This window comes from Desertihabitans brevis, from assembly GCF_003327535.1.
Lineage (GTDB): Bacteria > Actinomycetota > Actinomycetes > Propionibacteriales > Propionibacteriaceae > Desertihabitans > Desertihabitans brevis.
On record NZ_QOUI01000013.1, the window covers coordinates 1 to 17,648 of the forward strand.

At 73.2% G+C, this 17,648-nt stretch carries 15 protein-coding genes; 13 read left to right on the forward strand and 2 right to left on the reverse strand.

Annotation, left to right across the window (positions count from 1 at the left end):
- The 4 genes from infB to DT076_RS17200 all read left to right on the forward strand — a co-directional run.
- Positions 1–2,687 (forward strand): translation initiation factor IF-2 (gene infB / locus DT076_RS17185; protein WP_114128036.1); only part of this gene is annotated, 2,687 nt, incomplete at its 5' end.
- Positions 2,688–2,811: 124 nt separating this feature from the next.
- On the forward strand, positions 2,812–3,306 hold the full coding sequence (gene rbfA, locus DT076_RS17190; protein ID WP_114127940.1) for a 30S ribosome-binding factor RbfA: 495 nt from the start codon (positions 2,812–2,814) through the stop codon (positions 3,304–3,306).
- Complete coding sequence (gene truB, locus DT076_RS17195; RefSeq protein WP_114127941.1) at positions 3,303–4,199, forward strand: tRNA pseudouridine(55) synthase TruB; 897 nt, start codon at positions 3,303–3,305, stop codon at positions 4,197–4,199. Before rbfA ends, truB begins: the two co-directional genes overlap by 4 nt.
- 125 nt (positions 4,200–4,324) lie before the next feature.
- Positions 4,325–5,215 (forward strand): bifunctional riboflavin kinase/FAD synthetase, encoded by an 891-nt coding sequence (locus tag DT076_RS17200; RefSeq protein ID WP_114127942.1) that lies wholly within the window; start codon positions 4,325–4,327, stop codon positions 5,213–5,215.
- A gap of 25 nt (positions 5,216–5,240) precedes the next feature.
- Here the strand turns inward: DT076_RS17200 and DT076_RS17205 are convergent, their stop codons facing one another.
- Both DT076_RS17205 and DT076_RS19705 read right to left on the reverse strand, forming a co-directional pair.
- Complete coding sequence (locus DT076_RS17205) at positions 5,241–5,552, reverse strand: AzlD domain-containing protein (protein ID WP_114127943.1); 312 nt, start codon at positions 5,550–5,552, stop codon at positions 5,241–5,243.
- A complete protein-coding gene (locus DT076_RS19705) occupies positions 5,549–7,141 on the reverse strand; it encodes an AzlC family ABC transporter permease (protein ID WP_199539264.1) in 1,593 nt (530 codons plus the stop codon). The genes DT076_RS17205 and DT076_RS19705 overlap by 4 nt, the downstream gene beginning before the upstream one ends.
- 150 nt (positions 7,142–7,291) lie before the next feature.
- Here DT076_RS19705 and DT076_RS17220 point away from each other — a divergent pair, with 150 nt between their 5' ends.
- The 9 genes from DT076_RS17220 to DT076_RS17260 all read left to right on the forward strand — a co-directional run bounded on the left by DT076_RS17220 (position 7,292) and on the right by DT076_RS17260 (position 17,643).
- Positions 7,292–8,578, forward strand: coding sequence for an ABC transporter substrate-binding protein (locus tag DT076_RS17220; RefSeq protein WP_114127945.1), 1,287 nt, complete (start codon positions 7,292–7,294; stop codon positions 8,576–8,578).
- Positions 8,578–9,573, forward strand: a complete 996-nt coding sequence (locus DT076_RS17225; protein ID WP_114127946.1) for a carbohydrate ABC transporter permease — start codon at positions 8,578–8,580, stop codon at positions 9,571–9,573. Before DT076_RS17220 ends, DT076_RS17225 begins: the two co-directional genes overlap by 1 nt.
- Positions 9,570–10,466: a carbohydrate ABC transporter permease gene (locus DT076_RS17230; protein ID WP_114127947.1), complete on the forward strand. Its 897-nt coding sequence runs from the start codon at positions 9,570–9,572 to the stop codon at positions 10,464–10,466. Before DT076_RS17225 ends, DT076_RS17230 begins: the two co-directional genes overlap by 4 nt.
- Before the next feature lie 33 nt (positions 10,467–10,499).
- The gene (locus DT076_RS17235) at positions 10,500–11,741 is read left to right on the forward strand and encodes a glycosyltransferase (protein ID WP_114127948.1); all 1,242 of its coding nucleotides are present in this window, start codon (positions 10,500–10,502) and stop codon (positions 11,739–11,741) included.
- 184 nt (positions 11,742–11,925) lie between these two features.
- Positions 11,926–12,189: a 30S ribosomal protein S15 gene (gene rpsO, locus DT076_RS17240; protein WP_114127949.1), complete on the forward strand. Its 264-nt coding sequence runs from the start codon at positions 11,926–11,928 to the stop codon at positions 12,187–12,189.
- Positions 12,190–12,444: 255 nt separating this feature from the next.
- A complete protein-coding gene (locus DT076_RS17245) occupies positions 12,445–14,670 on the forward strand; it encodes a polyribonucleotide nucleotidyltransferase (RefSeq protein WP_114127950.1) in 2,226 nt (741 codons plus the stop codon).
- 7 nt (positions 14,671–14,677) lie between these two features.
- Positions 14,678–16,006, forward strand: a complete 1,329-nt coding sequence (locus DT076_RS17250; RefSeq protein ID WP_114127951.1) for a M16 family metallopeptidase — start codon at positions 14,678–14,680, stop codon at positions 16,004–16,006.
- Positions 16,007–16,168: 162 nt separating this feature from the next.
- Positions 16,169–16,918 (forward strand): 4-hydroxy-tetrahydrodipicolinate reductase, encoded by a 750-nt coding sequence (gene dapB / locus DT076_RS17255; RefSeq protein ID WP_114127952.1) that lies wholly within the window; start codon positions 16,169–16,171, stop codon positions 16,916–16,918.
- Positions 16,915–17,643: a DUF2993 domain-containing protein gene (locus DT076_RS17260; protein ID WP_114127953.1), complete on the forward strand. Its 729-nt coding sequence runs from the start codon at positions 16,915–16,917 to the stop codon at positions 17,641–17,643. The genes dapB and DT076_RS17260 overlap by 4 nt, the downstream gene beginning before the upstream one ends.
- The last annotated feature ends 5 nt before the right edge of the window (positions 17,644–17,648 follow it).

Consider the following 17,648-nt stretch of genomic DNA (forward strand, 5'->3'; position numbering starts at 1 on the left):
GATCTCCCGAGAGCGGGAGCCGCCCGGCCGCGACGGGTCCCCGTCCGGGCGCGCCGCGTCCCGGGGCCCCGCGTCCCGGTGGCCCGCAGGCCGGCGGTCCGCAGACCGGAGACGCCCCGCGTCCCGGCACCCAGCCCGGTGGGGCAGCCCGTCCCGCCGGTCAGCCCGGTCCGCAGGACGGGGCACCCCGCCCGGCCGGCCCGCAGGGCGGTGCGCCGCGTCCCGGTGGTCCCTCCGCCGGTGCCCCGCGCCCCGGTGCGGCGCCGCGTCCGGGCGCCCCGCGTCCCGGCGCCCCCGGTCCGCGTCCGCCGCGTGCCGGCTCCACCGGCGGCCTGCCCAGCGGGCAGCCGGCCGGACGTCGTGGGCCCGGTGCCCCGCGTCCGGGCAACAACCCGTTCGCCTCCTCGCAGGGGATGGGCACCCAGCGTCCCCGTCCGCCGCGTCCCGACGCCGGACGTCCCGCCGAGGGCGCGCGTCCGGGTGGGCCACGTCCGCCGGCCGCCCGTCGTCCCGGTGGGCCCGGCGCCCCGGGTGGCGCCGGCCCGCGTCCCGGTGTGCCGGGGATGCCGCGCCCCAACCCGGCGATGATGCCCAAGCAGTCCTCCGGACAGCTCGGCGCGCCGGCCCAGCGCGGTCGTGGCGGCCCCGGTGCCGGTCGCGGTCGCGGCGGCCCCGGTGGTGGCGGTCGTGGTCCCGGTGGTTTCGGCGGCCCGCCGATGGGCGGTGGCGGCCCCCGCGGTCGCGGCGGTCGCAGCGGTGGTGGCACCCAGGGCGCCTTCGGTCGCCCCGGTGGTCCGTCGCGCCGCGGTCGGAAGTCGAAGAAGCAGCGTCGTCAAGAGTTCGACCAGATGGAGGCGCCGAGCTTCGGCGGCGTGAGCGTCCGCAAGGGCGACGGCTCCACCATCCGGCTCGCCCGCGGTGCCTCGCTGACCGACCTCGCCGAGAAGATCGGTGCCGAGCCGGCGTCGCTGGTGCAGGCCCTGTTCCACCTCGGTGAGATGGTCACCGCCACCCAGTCGGTGAACGACGAGACCCTGCAGCTGCTGGGGTCGGAGCTCAACTACGACATCCAGGTCGTCTCCCCCGAGGACGAGGACCGGGAGCTGCTGGAGAGCTTCGACATCGAGTTCGGCGAGGACGAGGGCGACGAGTCCGACCTGGCGGCCCGTCCGCCGGTCGTCACCGTGATGGGTCACGTCGACCACGGCAAGACGAAGCTGCTGGACGCGCTCCGGCGCTCCAACGTGGTGGCCGGCGAGGCCGGTGGCATCACCCAGCACATCGGCGCCTACCAGATCGAGACCGAGGTCGACGACGTCGAGCGCAAGATCACCTTCATCGACACCCCGGGTCACGAGGCGTTCACCGCCATGCGTGCCCGCGGTGCCAAGGCGACCGACATCGCCGTGCTGGTGGTCGCCGCCGACGACGGTGTGATGCCGCAGACGATCGAGGCCCTCAACCACGCCACGGCGGCCGACGTGCCGGTCGTGGTCGCGGTGAACAAGGTCGACAAGGAGGGCGTGGACCCGTCCAAGGTCCGCGGCCAGCTCACCGAGTACGGCCTGGTCCCCGAGGAGTACGGCGGCGAGACGATGTTCGTCGACGTCTCCGCGGTCACCGGTCAGGGTCTGGAGGAGCTGCAGGAGGCGATCGTGCTGACCGCCGACGCCGCGCTCGACCTGCGGGCCAACCCCGACATGGACGCCCAGGGCGTGGCGGTCGAGGCGCACCTCGACAAGGGCCGCGGCCCGGTGGCCACGGTGCTGGTCCAGCGGGGCACCCTGCGGGTCGGCGACTCCATCGTCTGCGGTCCGGCCCACGGCCGGGTCCGGGCGCTGATCGACGACAACGGCAACACCCTCGACGAGGCGCTGCCGTCGACGCCGGTGCAGGTGCTCGGTCTGACCGCCGTCCCCGGCGCGGGCGACAGCTTCATCGTCGTCAACGACGACCGGATGGCCCGCCAGATCGCCGAGCGTCGCGAGGCCCGGCTCCGGATGGCCGCCCAGGCCGCCGGTGCCCGCCGCAAGACCCTCGACCAGCTGTTCGAGCAGATGGAGAAGGGCGAGACCAGCGAGCTGCTGCTCATCCTCAAGGGTGACGGCTCGGGCTCGGTGGAGGCTCTCGAGGACGCGCTGAGCAAGATCGACGTCGGCGAGGAGGTCTCGCTGCGGGTGATCGACCGCGGTGTCGGTGCCATCACCGAGACCAACGTCTCGCTGGCGGCCGCCTCCGGTGCGGTGATCATCGGCTTCAACGTCCGGGCGCAGGGCAAGGCCACCGAGATGGCGGACCGCGAGAACGTGGACATCCGCTACTACTCGGTGATCTACGACGCCATCGACGAGATCGAGGCCGCGCTGAAGGGGATGCTCAAGCCGATCTACGAGGAGGCCCAGCTGGGCACCGCGGAGATCCGCGAGATCTTCCGCTCCTCCCGTGCCGGCATCATCGCCGGGTGCATGGTCACCGGCGGCATCATGCGCCGGAACGCCTCGGCTCGTCTGCTCCGGGACGGGGTGGTCGTGCACGAGTCGTCCATCGCCTCGCTGCGGCGGGAGAAGGACGACGTCACCGAGGTCCGCGAGGGCTTCGAGTGCGGTCTGACCATCGCCAACTACTCCGACATCCGGATCGGCGACATCATCGAGACCTACGAGATGCGCGAGAAGCCCCGCGACTGACCGAGGTCCCCGAGCGGCGACGGCGCACCCCCACCCGGGGGTGCGCCGTCGGCGTCTCGGGCCCCGTCCGCAACGACTAGGCTGAACCGTCCGCCACCGCTGCGGACCGACCCGAGGAGGAACGATGCCCTCACCCCGAGTGCTCAAGCTCGCCGACCAGATCAAGGTCATCACCGCGCAGATGCTCGAGCGCAGGATCAAGGACCCGCGGCTCGGCTTCGTCACCGTCACCGACTGCCGGCTCACCGGTGACAGCCGCGACGCCACCGTCTTCTACACGGTCTACGGATCCGAGGCCGAGCGCGCCGGGACGGCCGCCGCACTCGCCTCGGCCACCGGGCTGATCCGCTCCCAGATCGGCAAGCAGCTGGGTCTGCGCCACACCCCGTCGCTGGTGTTCGTCGAGGACGCCGTGCCGGAGGCGGCCCGCCACTTCGAGGACGTCCTGGCCGAGGCGCGCTCCGGCGACGCCGCGGTGGCCGCCCGCGCCGCCGGCGCCAGCTACGCGGGGGAGGCCGACCCCTACAAGAAGCCACGGGTCGCCGAGGACGAGGACGAGGACGACGACGAGCCGGTCGACGACGGGCCGGTCGACGACGAGGACGACCGCACCCGGTGAGCCCGACGCCCGCCGGTGTGCTCGTCGTCGACAAGGCGCCCGGGCTGACCTCCCAGCAGGTGGTCGGACGGGTGCGCCGGCTGGCCGGCACCCGCAAGGTCGGCCACGCCGGGACCCTCGACCCGATGGCGACCGGCGTGCTCGTGGTCGGCATCGGTCGCGCGACCCGGCTGCTCGGCCACCTGATGCGGGGCCGCAAGGGCTACTCCGCCACCATCCGGTTCGGCCAGACCACGGTCACCGACGACGCCGAGGGCGACCCGACCGGCGCGGCCGGCGCCGGCGACCTCACCCTGGAGCGGGTGCGCTCGGCGCTGCCCGACTTCACCGGCGAGATCTCCCAGGTGCCCACGGCGGTGTCGGCGGTCAAGGTGGACGGCCGGCGCGCCTACGCGCTGGTCCGGGCGGGGGAGGACGTCGAGCTGCGGGCGCGTGACGTCACCGTGCACTCCTTCGTGGCCACCGCGGCCCGGGCGGCCACGGCCGCGACCGACGGCGCGGAGGTCGCGGTGCTGGACGTCGACATCGAGGTGGAGTGCAGCTCCGGCACCTACATCCGGGCGCTGGCCCGCGACCTCGGTGCGCGTTTCGGCACCGGTGGGCACCTCACCCGGCTGCGGCGCACCTTCGTGGGCCCGTTCGACCTGGCCCGCGCCACGGTCCTCGACCCGGCGCCCGAGCCGCTGCCGGTGCTCGGCCTGGACGCGGTCGCCCGAGAGTGCTTCCCCGCGGTCGACCTCGACGCCGCCGCCGCCACCGACGTGGGCTTCGGACGCCGGCTCGACCTCGAGCTGCCGGCCGAGCTGACCGCCCTGTTCGACCCCGACGGCCGGTTCCTGGCCCTCTACCGGCGGCGCGGCCGCGCCGCGGTCGCCGAGGCCGTCTTCGTCTGACCGCCGGGCGCCGCCAACCTGAGGGACGGCCGTCCCCTCCGTGGTCGGGAGGCACCGTCCCCGGTGGCTACAGTGAGACCCCGGACGCGTCGTGGACCGCAGCGGCGCCCGGGGACGGGAGACGGATGAGCAGGTCGGTCGTCGTGATCGGCAACTTCGACGGCGTGCACACCGGCCACCGGTGGTTGCTCGAGCAGGCCCGGCTCCGCGAACCCGGCGCCCGGCTGGTGGCCGTGACGTTCTGGCCGCACCCGGTCTCGGTGGTGCGGCCCGGCCGGGAGCCCAAGCTGCTGACCGACCCCTCGCAGCGGGAGCGGCTGCTCCGCGAGGCCGGCGCCGAGCAGGTCGTCGTGGTCTCCTTCACCACCGAGGTCTCGCGCTGGTCGCCCGCGGAGTTCGTCGACCGGGTGCTGCGTCCCCTCGACCCGGTGCGGGTGCTGGTGGGGGAGGGCTTCACCTTCGGCCACCGGGCCGCCGGCACCCCCGACACCCTCCGCGAGCTGCTCCGGGGTGTGGCCGAGGTGGACGCGGTAGCCCTGCACCGCGCCGACGAGGCGCCCGCCTCCTCCAGCCGGATCCGCGCCGCCCTGGCCGCCGGTGACCTCGCCACGGCCAACGCGCTGCTGGGACGTCCGTACTGCTTCAGCGGGACGGTGGTGGTCGGCGACCAGCGCGGCCGCCAGATGGGCTTCCCCACCGCCAACCTGCTCGTGCCCGAGTCGATGGCCGTGCCCGCCGACGGCATCTACGCCGGCTGGCTGACCGCCCGCAGCGGCCCCGACGCCGGACGCCACCCCGCCGCCATCTCGGTCGGCACCAACCCCACCTTCGACGGCGTCCAGCGCCGGGTGGAGGCCAACGTCATCGGCCGCACCGACCTGCAGCTGTACGGGGTCGAGGTCGACGTCGAGTTCACCGCCTGGGTGCGCGGGCAGGTCCGCTACACCGGGATGGACGACCTGGTGGTGCAGATCCGCGCCGACGTGGCGACCATCCGCGAGGTGCTCGGCATCTGAGCCCGGGACGGCCGGACGCCCGCACTCAGGGCATCCCGGCCAGCCGGGCCAGGGCCGCGGCCGCCGCCCCGGCCACCACCACCACGATGAACGGCGCCCGCAGCACCAGGGCGAGGGCCGCGGCCGCCAGCGCCACCAGGCGGGCGTCGGGGCGCAGCAGCTGGCCGTCCGCGACCGCGTTGAGGATGGTCAGCGAGGCCAGCAGCCCGACGGTCAGCGTCCCCGCCGCCTGCAGCAGCCAGGGCCGCTGCAACCGCTCGGCCGGCACCAGCCAGCCCAGCAGCTTGGTGGTGAACGCGATCACGCAGGCCAGCAGGATCCAGCCCCACAGCGTCATCGTCGACCTCCCCGGGCGTCCCGCGTGCGCAGCAGCAGGTGCAGCAGCACCGCGACGGCGGCCGCGGCCAGGATCGGGATCCCCGGCGGCAGCCACGGCACCGCGACCACGGTCACCACGGCGCAGACCACCGCCACCGCGACCGGGTCGCGCCCCTTCAGCCGGGGCCACAGCAGGCCGAGGAAGGCCGCCACCGCGGCCCCGTCCAGACCCCAGACCCGGGGGTCGCCGATCGCGCTGCCCAGCAGCGAGCCGACCACGGTGAAGAGGTTCCACAGCACGAAGATCCCCAGACCGGCGGCCCAGAACCCGCGGCGCTGCTCCTCCCGGTCGCCCTGGGCGGTGGCGATCGCGGTCGACTCGTCGATGGTCACCTGGGCCGAGGCCAGCCGACGCGCCCAGCCGCGCGGGGCCAGCAGGGCGTTGAGCTGCACCGCGTAGAGCGCGTTGCGCACCCCCAGCAGGGACGCCGCCGCGGTGGCCGCCGCGCCGCCACCGCCGCCGGCGAGCACCCCGATGAAGGCGAACTGCGAGCCGCCGGTGAACATCAGGAAGCTGAGCGCCTGGGTCTGCAGCACCGACAGCCCGGCCGCGGTGGCCAGCGCCCCGAACGAGACGCCGTAGATGCCGGTGGCCGCCGCGAGCGTGAGACCCGCGCGGACGGCCGGGGAGGTGCGGAGTACGGGGGAGAGCGGCACCGCAGCAGGGTAGTGCGGACGACCGACGGTGGGCGCTGCCGCCTCAGAGCCCGTCGGTGTCGTGCCAGTGCTGCTGCCAGCGCCAGTCGATCGGGTCACCGGCGCGCTGGTAGCGGATGTCGGTGGACAGCCGCAGCCGGCGTCCGGGGTCCACGTTGTCCAGCGAGGCGTGGACGATGTAGGGCGAGTGCACGAGGACGTCCCCGCGCGCAGCCCGGCCACCAGCCAGCGGGTGTCGTGCTGCTCGGCCAGCGACGGCAGGTCGGGGGTCATCGACGCCGCGGGACGGGCCCGCCCCTCGGCCTCCTCCCGGGCGTAGACGTGGTGCGACCCCTCCAGGTAGGTCAGCGGTCCCACCTCGAGCGGGGTGTCGCCCAGCGGCACCCACAGCGACAGCAGCCGGTCGGTGCCCTCGCGCAGGTAGACCAGGTCGTAGTGGGCCTGGGTGGCGGTGCCGATCCCGCGCTCGCCCGGGCGGAGGTGGCGGACGATCTTGCGCCGGTGCAGGAACGTCTCGGCGTCGTACAGCCAGCCGAACCAGTCCCGGATCGCCGGCTGGCGGCAGAACTCGGCGTAGGCGGGCCCGGGCACCACCTCGGTGAACAGCGCGTGCCGCATCGCGGCCAGGTCGACCGTCCCGCCGCCGTCGACGCCCTCCACGGGAGCCCGGGCGGGGTCGAGCAGGCCGACCCCGGCCAGGGCGGTGAAGTAGTGCGCCCGGAAGGCCAGCACGTCGTCGGGGTCGAGGAAGCCGGGCAGGAACAGGTAGCCGTGCTCGCGCAGCCGGGCCCACAGCGCGTCGCGGTCGCCGCGCTCGGCGTCCGGCACCGCGACGAGGTCGCCGAGGCGGTGCGGCCGGTCGTCCAGCACGTGGCCGTTGGAGGTCAGCACCCGTCCAGCCTGCCCCGACGCCCCCCGCAGCGGAAGCCCCGCCCGGCCTTACGGGGGTCGTTGACACGTCTCAACGCCGGTGCGACGCTGTCGACCACGACCGGGCCCCGACCTGGTAGGGCCCTGCTCACGACGAAGTGAGAGGTACTGATGCACCCCCTCAGTCGACGACGCCTGCTCGGGCTCGGAGCAGCCGCCGGCGCCGCGGCCGCCACCGCCGGCCTCAGCGCCTGCACCGGCAGGACGTCGCTGTCCACCGACCCCGACGAGCTCGTGCTGTGGCTGTGGAACCGCTCGGCCAGCCCGCAGCTGCTCGCCGAGGCGGCCGAGAACATCCCCGGCACGACCAAGCGGCTGCGCGCCGACTACATCGGCACCACCTTCGACACCAAGCTGCGCACCAGCCTGGCCGCGCAGTCCTACATCCCCGACCTGACCTACATCAACTCCAACAACGCGCTGTACTTCCCCAGCGAGGACCAGTTCCTCGACCTGGGCGAGCTGGGCGCCTCCGCCCACGAGCAGGACTTCTACCCCTGGAAGTGGAGCCTGTGCCGCACCCCGACCGGCGTGCTGCGCTTCTACCCGCTCGACATCGGACCGACGGGGTTCTTCTACCGGCGCGACATCTTCGCCGACGCCGGGCTGCCGTCCGAACCCGAGGAGGTCTCCGCGGCGATCCGCACCTGGGACGAGTGGCTGGAGCTGGGCGCGAAGCTGCGCCGCGACGCCGACGTCGCCCTGGTGCAGACCACGACGGTGCTCTTCAACATGTTCATCAACGCCTCCGCCGAGCGGTACTTCGACGCCCAGGACCGGCCGCTGTTCGACCGTCCCGGCAGCGCCGTCCGGCAGGCCTGGGACCTCGCGGTGCGCGGGCTGGAGACCGGGGTGGTGGCCAACGCGGCCAGCACCACCGACCAGAACGCGGCCTGGGTCAGCGGCTCGACCGCCGGCCACATCGAGGGCGCCTGGTGGACGCAGGTGGTCAAGGAGACCGCTCCCGACACGGCGGGGCAGTGGCGGATCGCGGTCCAGCCCGGGCCCCCGGGCAACTCCGGCGGATCCTTCGTCGCCCTCTCGCGCACCTGCAAGGACCCCGAGGCCGCGTTCGCCCTCATCGAGTGGATGCAGTCGCCGGAGAACCAGGTGCGCAGCTACAACGACGTCCAGCTGTTCCCCTCCACCCCGGCCTCCTTCGAGACCGGCGAGATGGACCCGCAGAGCGACTTCTTCGGCGGGCAGGACCCGCTGGAGTTCTTCTCCACCGCCGCCGAGACGGTGCCCACCACCTTCATCAGCACCCACGAGTCCAAGGTCGGCGCCTTCCGCACCGAGCTCGCCCTGGTCGCCAACGGCGCCAAGGAGTCCGAGGCCGGCTGGGAGGCCGCGGTCGCCGAGGTCAACCGGGTGCTCGAGAAGCGAGGAGTGATCTGATGGCGAGCACCAGCTCGGCCGCGACCCTGCCCACCCGCGTCGGCGCCGAGGACGCCCCCCGCCGGCGCGGCGCGCTCGTCCGGTACTGGCCGCAGTACGTGGCGATCGCCCCGTTCTACGTGCTCTTCCTCGTCTTCGGCCTCTTCCCGGTGGCCTACTCCTTCTACCTCTCCTTCACCGAGTGGGACGGCGCGAGCGACATCACCTTCGTCGGCCTGGCCCAGTACCAGTACCTGCTCGGCGACGCCCGGTTCTGGAACGCGGTCGGCAACACGCTGATCATCTGGGTCGGCTCGACCGTCCCGATGCTCTTCTTCGCCCTGCTCATCGCGTTCCTGCTGCACCAGAACATCCGCTTCAAGGGCGCCTACCGGATCGCCTTCTTCCTGCCCAACGTCACCTCGATGGTGGCCATGGCCATCGTCTTCGGCTCGGTGTTCTCCGACAGCTTCGGCCTGGCGAACGGTCTGCTGCGCGGCATCGGGCTGCCGGAGGTCGGCTGGCTCACCGAGGGCTGGAGCATCAAGCTGACCCTGATCATCATGGTGATCTGGCGCTGGACCGGCTACAACGCGATCATCTACCTCGCCGGGCTGCAGGCCATCCCGACCGAGCTCTACGACGCCGCCAAGGTGGATGGGGCCAGCACCTGGCGCCAGTTCGTCTCGATCACCGTGCCGATGCTGCGCCCCGTCATCCTCTTCACCGTCATCACCTCGACCATCGGCGGGCTCAGCCTGTTCACCGAGCCGCAGGTCCTGCTGGCCAACGCCGGCGGCAACGAGAACTCCGGCGGTCCGGGTGAGGCCGGCATGACGATCGTGCTGTACCAGTACAACCAGGCCTTCACCCAGTTCGACTTCGGCTACGCCTCCGCCATCGCCTGGGCGCTGTTCGTGCTGGCCTCGGTCTTCGCCATCATCAACTGGCGGCTGGTCCGCGACCGCGAGGGCCTGGTCGAGCGACGGCGCCGCCGCGGAGGGGAGGCCCGATGAGCACCACCGACCTCGGCACCGCCCGGCTGGGCGACCCGACCCAGCAGCGCGCCGACCGCGCGATCGTGCGCCGCAGCCGGGCCGGACGGGTGGTGATCCACGTCTGCCTGGTGCTGGCTGCGCTGGTCTCGATCTTCCCGTTCTACTGGCTGGTCGCGATGGCCACCCAGTCCACGGCCGAGATCTTCGGCTACCCGCCCAAGCTGACCTTCGGCGGGCAGCTGCTGGCCAACGTCCGCGACGTGGTGACGAGCATCGACCTGCTCGACGCCCTGCTCAACACGGTCTTCGTGGCCGGCGCCTCGGCCGTCCTGGTGATGCTGTTCGACTCCCTCGCCGCCTTCGCCTTCGCCAAGTACCGCTTCCCCGGGCGCGACCAGCTCTTCGTCGTGCTGCTGGTGACGTTCCTGCTGCCGGGGAGCCTGTCGCTGGTGCCGAGCTTCATCCTCGTCTCCCGGCTGGGCTGGGTGGGCGGCTTCGAGTCCCTCATCATCCCGGGCATGGCCAACGCCTTCGGCATCTTCCTGCTGCGCCAGATCGCCAGCTCCTCCATCGACGACTCCCTCATCGAGTCGGCGCGGATCGACGGTGCCGGGTTCTTCAAGACGTGGTGGTTCGTCGGGGTGCCGATGATGCGCGGCGGGCTGGCCTTCCTCGGCATCTTCACCTTCATCGCCCAGTGGAACGACTACGTCTGGCCGTTGATCGTGCTGGTCGACCCCGAGCGGCAGACCCTGCAGACCGCGCTGCAGTCGCTCAACACCATCTACAACACCGAGTACGGCATGGTGATGGCCGGGGCGCTGATCAGCGTCGTCCCGCTCATCGTCGTCTTCGCCCTCGGCGCCCGCCACCTCATCGCCAACATCGGGGCGGGGGCGTTGAAGGGCTGACCACGGCGGGCGCGGTGGCGTAGCGTCGGCCTCATGCGGGTGCTGATCGTGACCTACGGCACCGAGGGCGACGTCCGGCCCTACGTCGCGCTGGCGCGGGGGCTGCAACGGGCCGGCCACGAGGTGGCGGTCTGCACCGCCGACTCCTTCGCCGGCCTGGTCGAGGGCGCCGGTGTCCCGCTGCTGGGGTTCGGCGACGAGCTGTACCGGGCCACCCGGGAGGTGATGGCGAACGCGTCGGGGGTGCTGGGCACGCTCGCGCAGGCCCGGGTGTTCCCCCGGCTGATGCGCCAGGGCTTCGACCGGCAGTGGGCGGCGGCGCAGGAGTTCCGCCCCGACGTCGTCGTCTACCACCCCAAACCGCTCGCCCCGCCCTCCATCGCCGAGAAGCTGGACGTGCCGGCGGTGGCGGCGCTGCCGTTGCCGATGTACACCCCGACCACCGCCTTCGGCTCGGCGTTCCTCCCCGCCGCGCCGCGACCGCTCTGGCCGGCGGCCTACTGGCTCGGCCGGGTCTCCGCCGGTGCCTACGTCTCGGTCGTCAACGACTTCCGCCGCGGTCTCGGCCTGCGACCGCTGCCGCCCTGGCACGACGAGCTGGTCCAGCCCGACGGCAGCCCCCGGCACGTCCTCTACCCGTTCTCCCCCCAGCTGGTGCCGCGTCCGGCGGACTACCCCCCGACCGCGCACGTCACCGGCTACTGGTTCCTCGACACGGCGACCGGCTACGTCCCCGACGAGCGGCTGGCCGCCTTCCTGGCCGACGGCCGCCCCGACCTCTACCTGGGCTTCGGCTCGATGGCCTTCGGCCGGGTCCGCGAGCAGCGCACCGCGGTGGTCCGCGAGGCGCTGGCGCGGACCGGGCTCCGGGCCGTGGTGGCCAGCGGCTGGGGAGGGCTGGACCCGGACGGCTGGCCCGCGCACGTGCTGGCGGTGGGCAGCGTCCCGCACGACTGGCTCTTCGAGCGCGTGCGCGCGGTCGTCCACCACGGTGGCGCCGGCACCACCGGCGCCGGGCTGCGCGCCGGACGTCCTGCCCTGGTCTGCCCGGTGCTGGCCGACCAGCCGTTCTGGGGTGAGCGGCTGCACCGGCGCGGGCTCGGGCCCGAGCCGCTGCCGGCCGGCCGGCTGACGCCGTCGCGCCTGGCCTCCCGGCTGGGCGAGCTGGTCGGACGACCCGACTTCGCGGCCCGGGCCGCGACCGTCGGCGCCGCGGTCCGGTCCGAGGACGGCGTGGCGGAGGCGGTGCGGGTGCTCGAGCAGGTGGTGCGCTGAGCGCGGACGTCGGGGCCGGGGAGCAGGATTCGCCCTGGCCGACACGCCGCTGGTAGCATCTCCGAGGTTGCCGTTCGATCGGCCGCGGATGCCCAAGAGCTCCCGCCCACACCGAGTGGATCCTCCTGCAGCGCAGGGGAGGGAGCGCCGCGCAACAAGTCACGAGAGGAGCTCTGGCCCCAGCATGGATGCCGAGACCAAGAAGAAGATCATCGAGGAGTACGCCACCCAGCCGGGCGACACGGGCTCCCCGGACGTGCAGATCGCGGTGCTCACCCACCGCATCTCCCACCTGACCGAGCACCTGAAGCAGCACAAGGGTGACCACCACAGCCGCCGCGGGCTGATGCTGATGGTCGGTCAGCGTCGCCGGCTGCTCAACTACGTCGCCCGCAACGACATCGAGCACTACCGCTCGCTGATCGCCCGCCTGGGTCTGCGCCGCTGACCCGGCACGGCTCCCCACCTGCGTGGGGAGCCGTTCGGCGTTCTGGGCCCGGTCGACCAGACTGGGCCCGACAACTGGATACCAACCGTTCCCACCGGCACCGCGACCGCCCAGCGCGCCCGGTCCTCGGTAGTGGCCCTCGGAGCGCACCGCACGGCGGTGCCCCGTTCCGCGGGCCTCGATCGAAGACCGGCTCTGGGGTCCTCCCGCTGCGAGAGGCGCGTGTGGTGCTGGTGCCACCCGAAAGGACACCCCATGGAGGGACCTGACCTGCAGTACACCGAGGCCGTCCTCGACAACGGCAGCTTCGGCAAGCGCACCGTGCGCTTCGAGTCGGGCCTGCTGGCCCGCCAGGCCGCGGGCTCCGCCGCGGTCTACCTCGACGAGGACACCATGCTCCTCTCGGCCACCAGCGCCCAGAAGAACCCGCGCGAGGCCATCGACTTCTTCCCGCTCACCGTCGACGTCGAGGAGCGGATGTACGCCGTCGGGCGCATCCCCGGCTCGTTCTTCCGCCGCGAGGGACGCCCCAGCGAGGGCGCCATCCTCACCTGCCGGCTGATCGACCGCCCGCTGCGGCCCTGCTTCGTCAAGGGCCTGCGCAACGAGGTCCAGGTCGTCGTCACCGTGATGGCGCTCAACCCCGAGGTGCTCTACGACGTGGTGGCGATCAACGCCGCCTCGATGTCGACCCAGCTGGCCGGTCTGCCGTTCTCCGGCCCGGTCGGCGGCGTCCGCGTCGCCCTGATCGGTGACCAGTGGGTGGCCTTCCCGACCGTCTCCCAGCTCGAGGACGCCACCTTCGACATGGTGGTGGCCGGCCGCGTCACCGCCGACGGCGACGTCGCGATCATGATGGTCGAGGCCGAGTCCACCGAGAAGACCTGGGACCTGGTCCGCAGCGGGCGCACCGCCCCGACCGAGGAGGTCGTCGGCGGTGGTCTGGAGGCCGCCAAGCCGTTCATCAAGCAGCTCTGCGACGCCCAGGCGGAGCTGGCCGCCAAGCTGCCCCCGAAGGCGACCGGGGAGTTCCCGCTGTTCCTCGACTACGAGGACGACGTCTTCGGTGCGGTCTCCGACGCCGCCGCGGACGAGCTCGGCTCGGTCCTGGCCATCGCCGGCAAGCAGGAGCGCGAGGAGGCCACCGAAGTCCTCAAGGACAAGGTGGTGGCCCAGCTGGCGCCGTCCTACCCGGGCCGGGAGAAGGAGATCACCGGGGCCTACCGGGCGCTGACCAAGAAGCTGGTCCGCCGCCGGGTGCTCACCGAGAAGGTCCGCATCGACGGCCGCGGGCTGGCCGAGATCCGCACCCTGAGCGCCGAGGTCGACGTGATCCCGCGCGTGCACGGATCGGCGCTGTTCCAGCGCGGGGAGACCCAGATCCTGGGCGTCTCCACCCTGAACATGCTCGACATGGAGCAGAAGCTCGACACCCTGGCGCCGGAGAAGTCCAAGCGCTACATGCACAACTACAACTTCCCGCCCTACTCCACCGGTGAGACCGGCCGGGTGGGTTCGCCGAAGCGTCGCGAGATCGGCCACGGCGCGCTGGCCGAGCGGGCCCTGGTGCCCGTGCTGCCGCCGCGCGAGGAGTTCCCCTACGCCATCCGCCAGGTGTCGGAGGCGCTGGGCTCCAACGGCTCCACCTCGATGGGCTCGGTCTGCGCGTCCACGCTGTCGCTGCTCAACGCCGGTGTGCCGCTGCGGGCCCCGGTGGCCGGCATCGCGATGGGTCTGATGAGCGAGGAGATCGACGGGAAGACCCACTACGTGGCGCTGACCGACATCCTCGGCGCCGAGGACGCCTTCGGCGACATGGACTTCAAGGTCGCCGGCACCCGGGAGTTCATCACCGCCCTGCAGCTGGACACCAAACTGGTCGGCATCCCCGCCTCGGTGCTGTCCAGCGCGCTCCTGCAGGCCCGCGACGCCCGTCACACCATCCTCGACGTGATGTCGGAGGCCATCGACGGGCCGGACGAGATGAGCGACTACGCGCCGCGGATCATCACCGTCACCATCCCGGTCGACAAGATCGGCGAGGTGATCGGTCCCAAGGGCAAGGTCATCAACCAGATCCAGGACGACACCGGCGCCAACATCTCGATCGAGGACGACGGCACCATCTACATCGGTGCCGACAACGGCGAGGCCGCCGAGGCCGCCCGCGGGATGGTCAACGCGATCGCCAACCCGACCATGCCGGAGGTCGGCGAGCGCTACCTCGGCACCGTGGTGAAGACCGTCGACTTCGGCGCCTTCATCTCGCTGCTGCCGGGCAAGGACGGCCTGCTGCACATCAGCAAGCTGCGCGAGCTCAACGGCGGCCAGCGGGTCAACAACGTCGAGGACGTCGTCAGCGTCGGGCAGAAGATCCAGGTCGAGATCGCCGAGATCGGCGACCGGGGCAAGCTGTCGCTGGTCCCGGTGGTCGAGGACGCCGGCGAGCCGGCCGAGGTCGAGGCCCCGGCCGAGGCCTGACCCCTCGGTGGCACGACAGCAGCACGCGGAGGCCGCGGGCGCGCACCTGGGCGGGACGATCCGTCGCACGGTGCTCGCCAGCGGCCTCCGCGTCGTCTCCGAGGACGTCCCCGGCAGCAGCACCTTCTCGGTGGGCTTCTTCGTCGGGGTGGGCTCCCGCCACGAGTCCGAGCACCTGCACGGCGCCTCGCACTTCCTCGAGCACGTGCTGTTCAAGGGCACCCGGCGGCGCGGGCCGGAGGAGATCTCGGCCGCGATCGAGCAGGTCGGCGGCGACCTCAACGCCTACACCGCCAAGGAGCACACCTGCTTCTACGCCCGGGTGCTGGCCGAGGACGCGCCGGTCGCCTGCGAGGTCATCACCGACATGCTGACGGCTTCCCTGGTGCGCGCCGACGACCTGGAGTCCGAGCGCGAGGTGATCCTGGAGGAGATCGCCATGCACGCCGACGAGCCGGGGGAGGTGGCCGCCGACCTGGTCGCGGAGCGGCTCTTCGCCGGCCACCCGCTGGCGCGCAGCGTGATCGGCAGCCGCGCCTCGATCGGGGCGATCACCCGGGAGCAGGTGGTGGGGTTCTGGAAGCGTCACTACCGCCCGAGCTCGCTGGTGGTGGCCGCCGCCGGCCGGGTCGACCACGACGCCCTGGTCGGGCAGCTGTCGGTGTTCGACCAGCTGCCGCCGCAGCCTGCGGCCCGGGTGCAGCAGGCGCCGTCGCGCCGCCACGAGTCCGGGGTCGGGGTGGTGCGCCGACCGACCGAGCAGTGCACCGTCTCGATGGCCTTCCCCGGGTTCAGCACCTTCGACGACCGTCGCTACCCGCTCGGCCTGCTCGCCGCGGTGCTCGGCGGCGGCATGTCCTCCCGGCTGTTCGTCGAGGTGCGCGAGCGTCGCGGGCTGGCCTACACCATCGACGCCGCCGAGACCGCCTGGTCCGACGCCGGGCTGTTCAGCGTGGACTGGCAGTGCGCGCGGGAGCGGGTGGAGCAGATCGCCGGGCTGGTCCGCGACGAGCTGGCCGCGGTGGCCCGGAACGGCATCAGCCCCGACGAGCTGGCCCGGGCGAAGAGCCAGCTCCGCGGGCAGACCGTGCTCGGCTACGAGGGCCCGGGGGCGCGGATGAGCCGGCTGGGCACCGCCGAGCTGGTCGGTGACACCCGCACCATCGCCGAGCTGCTCGACCGCTACGACGCCGTCACCGGCGAGCAGGTCACCGCCCTGGCTCGCGAGCTCTTCGGCTCCGCGCCCTACCTGGCGGTGGTCGGCCCGGCCCCGGACCGCCGCCGTCTGCAGGCTCTGCTCCGCGGGTGGGGTTCCGCCGCCGCTCCCGCCGCCTGACCGCCCGCCCCCGACGCGCTGAGCTCGTCGAAGCGCCGTCCTGAGCTCGTCGAAGGAGAGGGGCGATCTCGGGTGACCGTCGCCCGCCCAACCGCGTGGTCGGGGACGCCGTCCGCACCGGACGCCCGTAGCATCGCCCGCGTGCCCGACGAAGGAGGAACGATGACCCCGCTGCCCGTCGCCGTGCTCGGCGCCCGCGGCCGGATGGGAGCCGAGACCGTCCGGGCGGTGCAGGCCGCCGAGGACCTGGAGCTGGTGGCCGCGGTCGGCCGCGGCGACGACCTCGAGGCGGCCGCGGGGGCCCGCGTGGTGGTCGACTTCACCCGGCCCGACGTGGTGATGGACTCCCTGCGCTGGTGCCTCGACCGCGGCATCTCCGCCGTCGTCGGCACCACCGGGTTCACCGACGAGCGGCTCGCCGAGCTGCGCGACCGCTTGGGGCCCGACCCCTCGGTCGGGGTCGTCATCGCGCCCAACTTCTCGGTCGGTGCGGTGCTGATGATGCACTTCGCCGAGCAGGCCGCCCGCTTCTACGAGTCGGTCGAGGTGGTCGAGCTGCACCACCCCGACAAGGTCGACGCGCCCTCGGGCACCGCGGTGCGCACCGCGGAGCGGATCGCCGCCGCCCGCCGCGACGCCGGTCTGCCGCCGTCCCCGGACGCCACCACCACCGAGCGCCCGGGCGCCCGCGGCGCCGACGTCGACGGGGTGCGGGTGCACGGGGTGCGGCTGCGGGGGTTGGTCGCACACCAGGAGGTGCTGCTGGGCGAGGAGGGCGAGACCCTGACCATCCGTCACGACTCCTTCCACCGCTCCTCCTTCATGCCCGGCGTGCTGGCCGCGGTCCGCCAGGTCGGCGACCACCCGGGGCTGACGCTCGGCATCGAGCCGTTCCTCGGGCTCGACCGTTGACCGCCCGCCGTCGCCGCTGGGTCGGCCCGGTGGTCGGCCTCGTCGCCCTCGGGCTGCTGGCCGTCGGGCTGGTGGTCGGCGACCGGGCCGTCGAGGACGCCTTCGAGCAGCGCACCGCCACCGAGACCCAGAGCTCGCTCGCTCTGGACGTCCCGCCCGCGGTGGATGCCCAGGAGGACCGGCCGTTCGCCGCCGCCCTGCTGAACGGGGACGTCGAGCGGGTGGTGCTCCGCACCGGCGCCACCGGGGTGGGCGCGGGCCCGCAGCGGATCCAGCTGGAGCGTCTCGACCTGGTGCTCGAGCACCTGCGCAGCCCCGACCGATTCCTCACGACCAGTGCGGACCGCATCAGCGGCATTGCCCTGGTGGGCTACCCCGAGATCGGCCGGCTCGCCGGTCGCGACGTCCGCGCCGGTGAGCAGACCCCGGCCGGCACCCGGTGGGAGGTGCGCACCACCACCACCGTGCTCGGCGTGGACATCCCGGTCGTGGTGACCGGCCTGCCCACCCTGGACGGCGCCTACGGACGCCAGCTGGTGCTCACCGACGTCTCGCTGCGGGTGGCCGACTACGACATCCCGCAGCGGGTCGCCGACGACGTCGTCGCGGGTGTGGTGCAACCGGTGCCGCTGGAGCTCCCGCTGGGCCTGCGCGGGGACACCCTGGCCTCCACCCCGGACGGCCTGGAGCTCGGCTTCAGCGGTACCGACGTCGTGCTGGGGTGAGCCGA

What these genes read in the sequence shown, in the direction of transcription:
- rbfA (WP_114127940.1), top strand. Translation starts at nt 2,812, where the DNA reads ATGCCCTCACCCCGAGTGCTCAAGCTCGCCGACCAGATCAAGGTCATC.
- DT076_RS17200 (WP_114127942.1), top strand. Translation starts at nt 4,325, where the DNA reads ATGAGCAGGTCGGTCGTCGTGATCGGCAACTTCGACGGCGTGCACACC.
- DT076_RS17205 (WP_114127943.1), bottom strand. Translation starts at nt 5,552, where the DNA reads ATGACGCTGTGGGGCTGGATCCTGCTGGCCTGCGTGATCGCGTTCACC.
- DT076_RS17220 (WP_114127945.1), top strand. Translation starts at nt 7,292, where the DNA reads ATGCACCCCCTCAGTCGACGACGCCTGCTCGGGCTCGGAGCAGCCGCC.
- DT076_RS17225 (WP_114127946.1), top strand. Translation starts at nt 8,578, where the DNA reads ATGGCGAGCACCAGCTCGGCCGCGACCCTGCCCACCCGCGTCGGCGCC.
- DT076_RS17230 (WP_114127947.1), top strand. Translation starts at nt 9,570, where the DNA reads ATGAGCACCACCGACCTCGGCACCGCCCGGCTGGGCGACCCGACCCAG.
- DT076_RS17235 (WP_114127948.1), top strand. Translation starts at nt 10,500, where the DNA reads ATGCGGGTGCTGATCGTGACCTACGGCACCGAGGGCGACGTCCGGCCC.
- rpsO (WP_114127949.1), top strand. Translation starts at nt 11,926, where the DNA reads ATGGATGCCGAGACCAAGAAGAAGATCATCGAGGAGTACGCCACCCAG.
- DT076_RS17245 (WP_114127950.1), top strand. Translation starts at nt 12,445, where the DNA reads ATGGAGGGACCTGACCTGCAGTACACCGAGGCCGTCCTCGACAACGGC.
- dapB (WP_114127952.1), top strand. Translation starts at nt 16,169, where the DNA reads ATGACCCCGCTGCCCGTCGCCGTGCTCGGCGCCCGCGGCCGGATGGGA.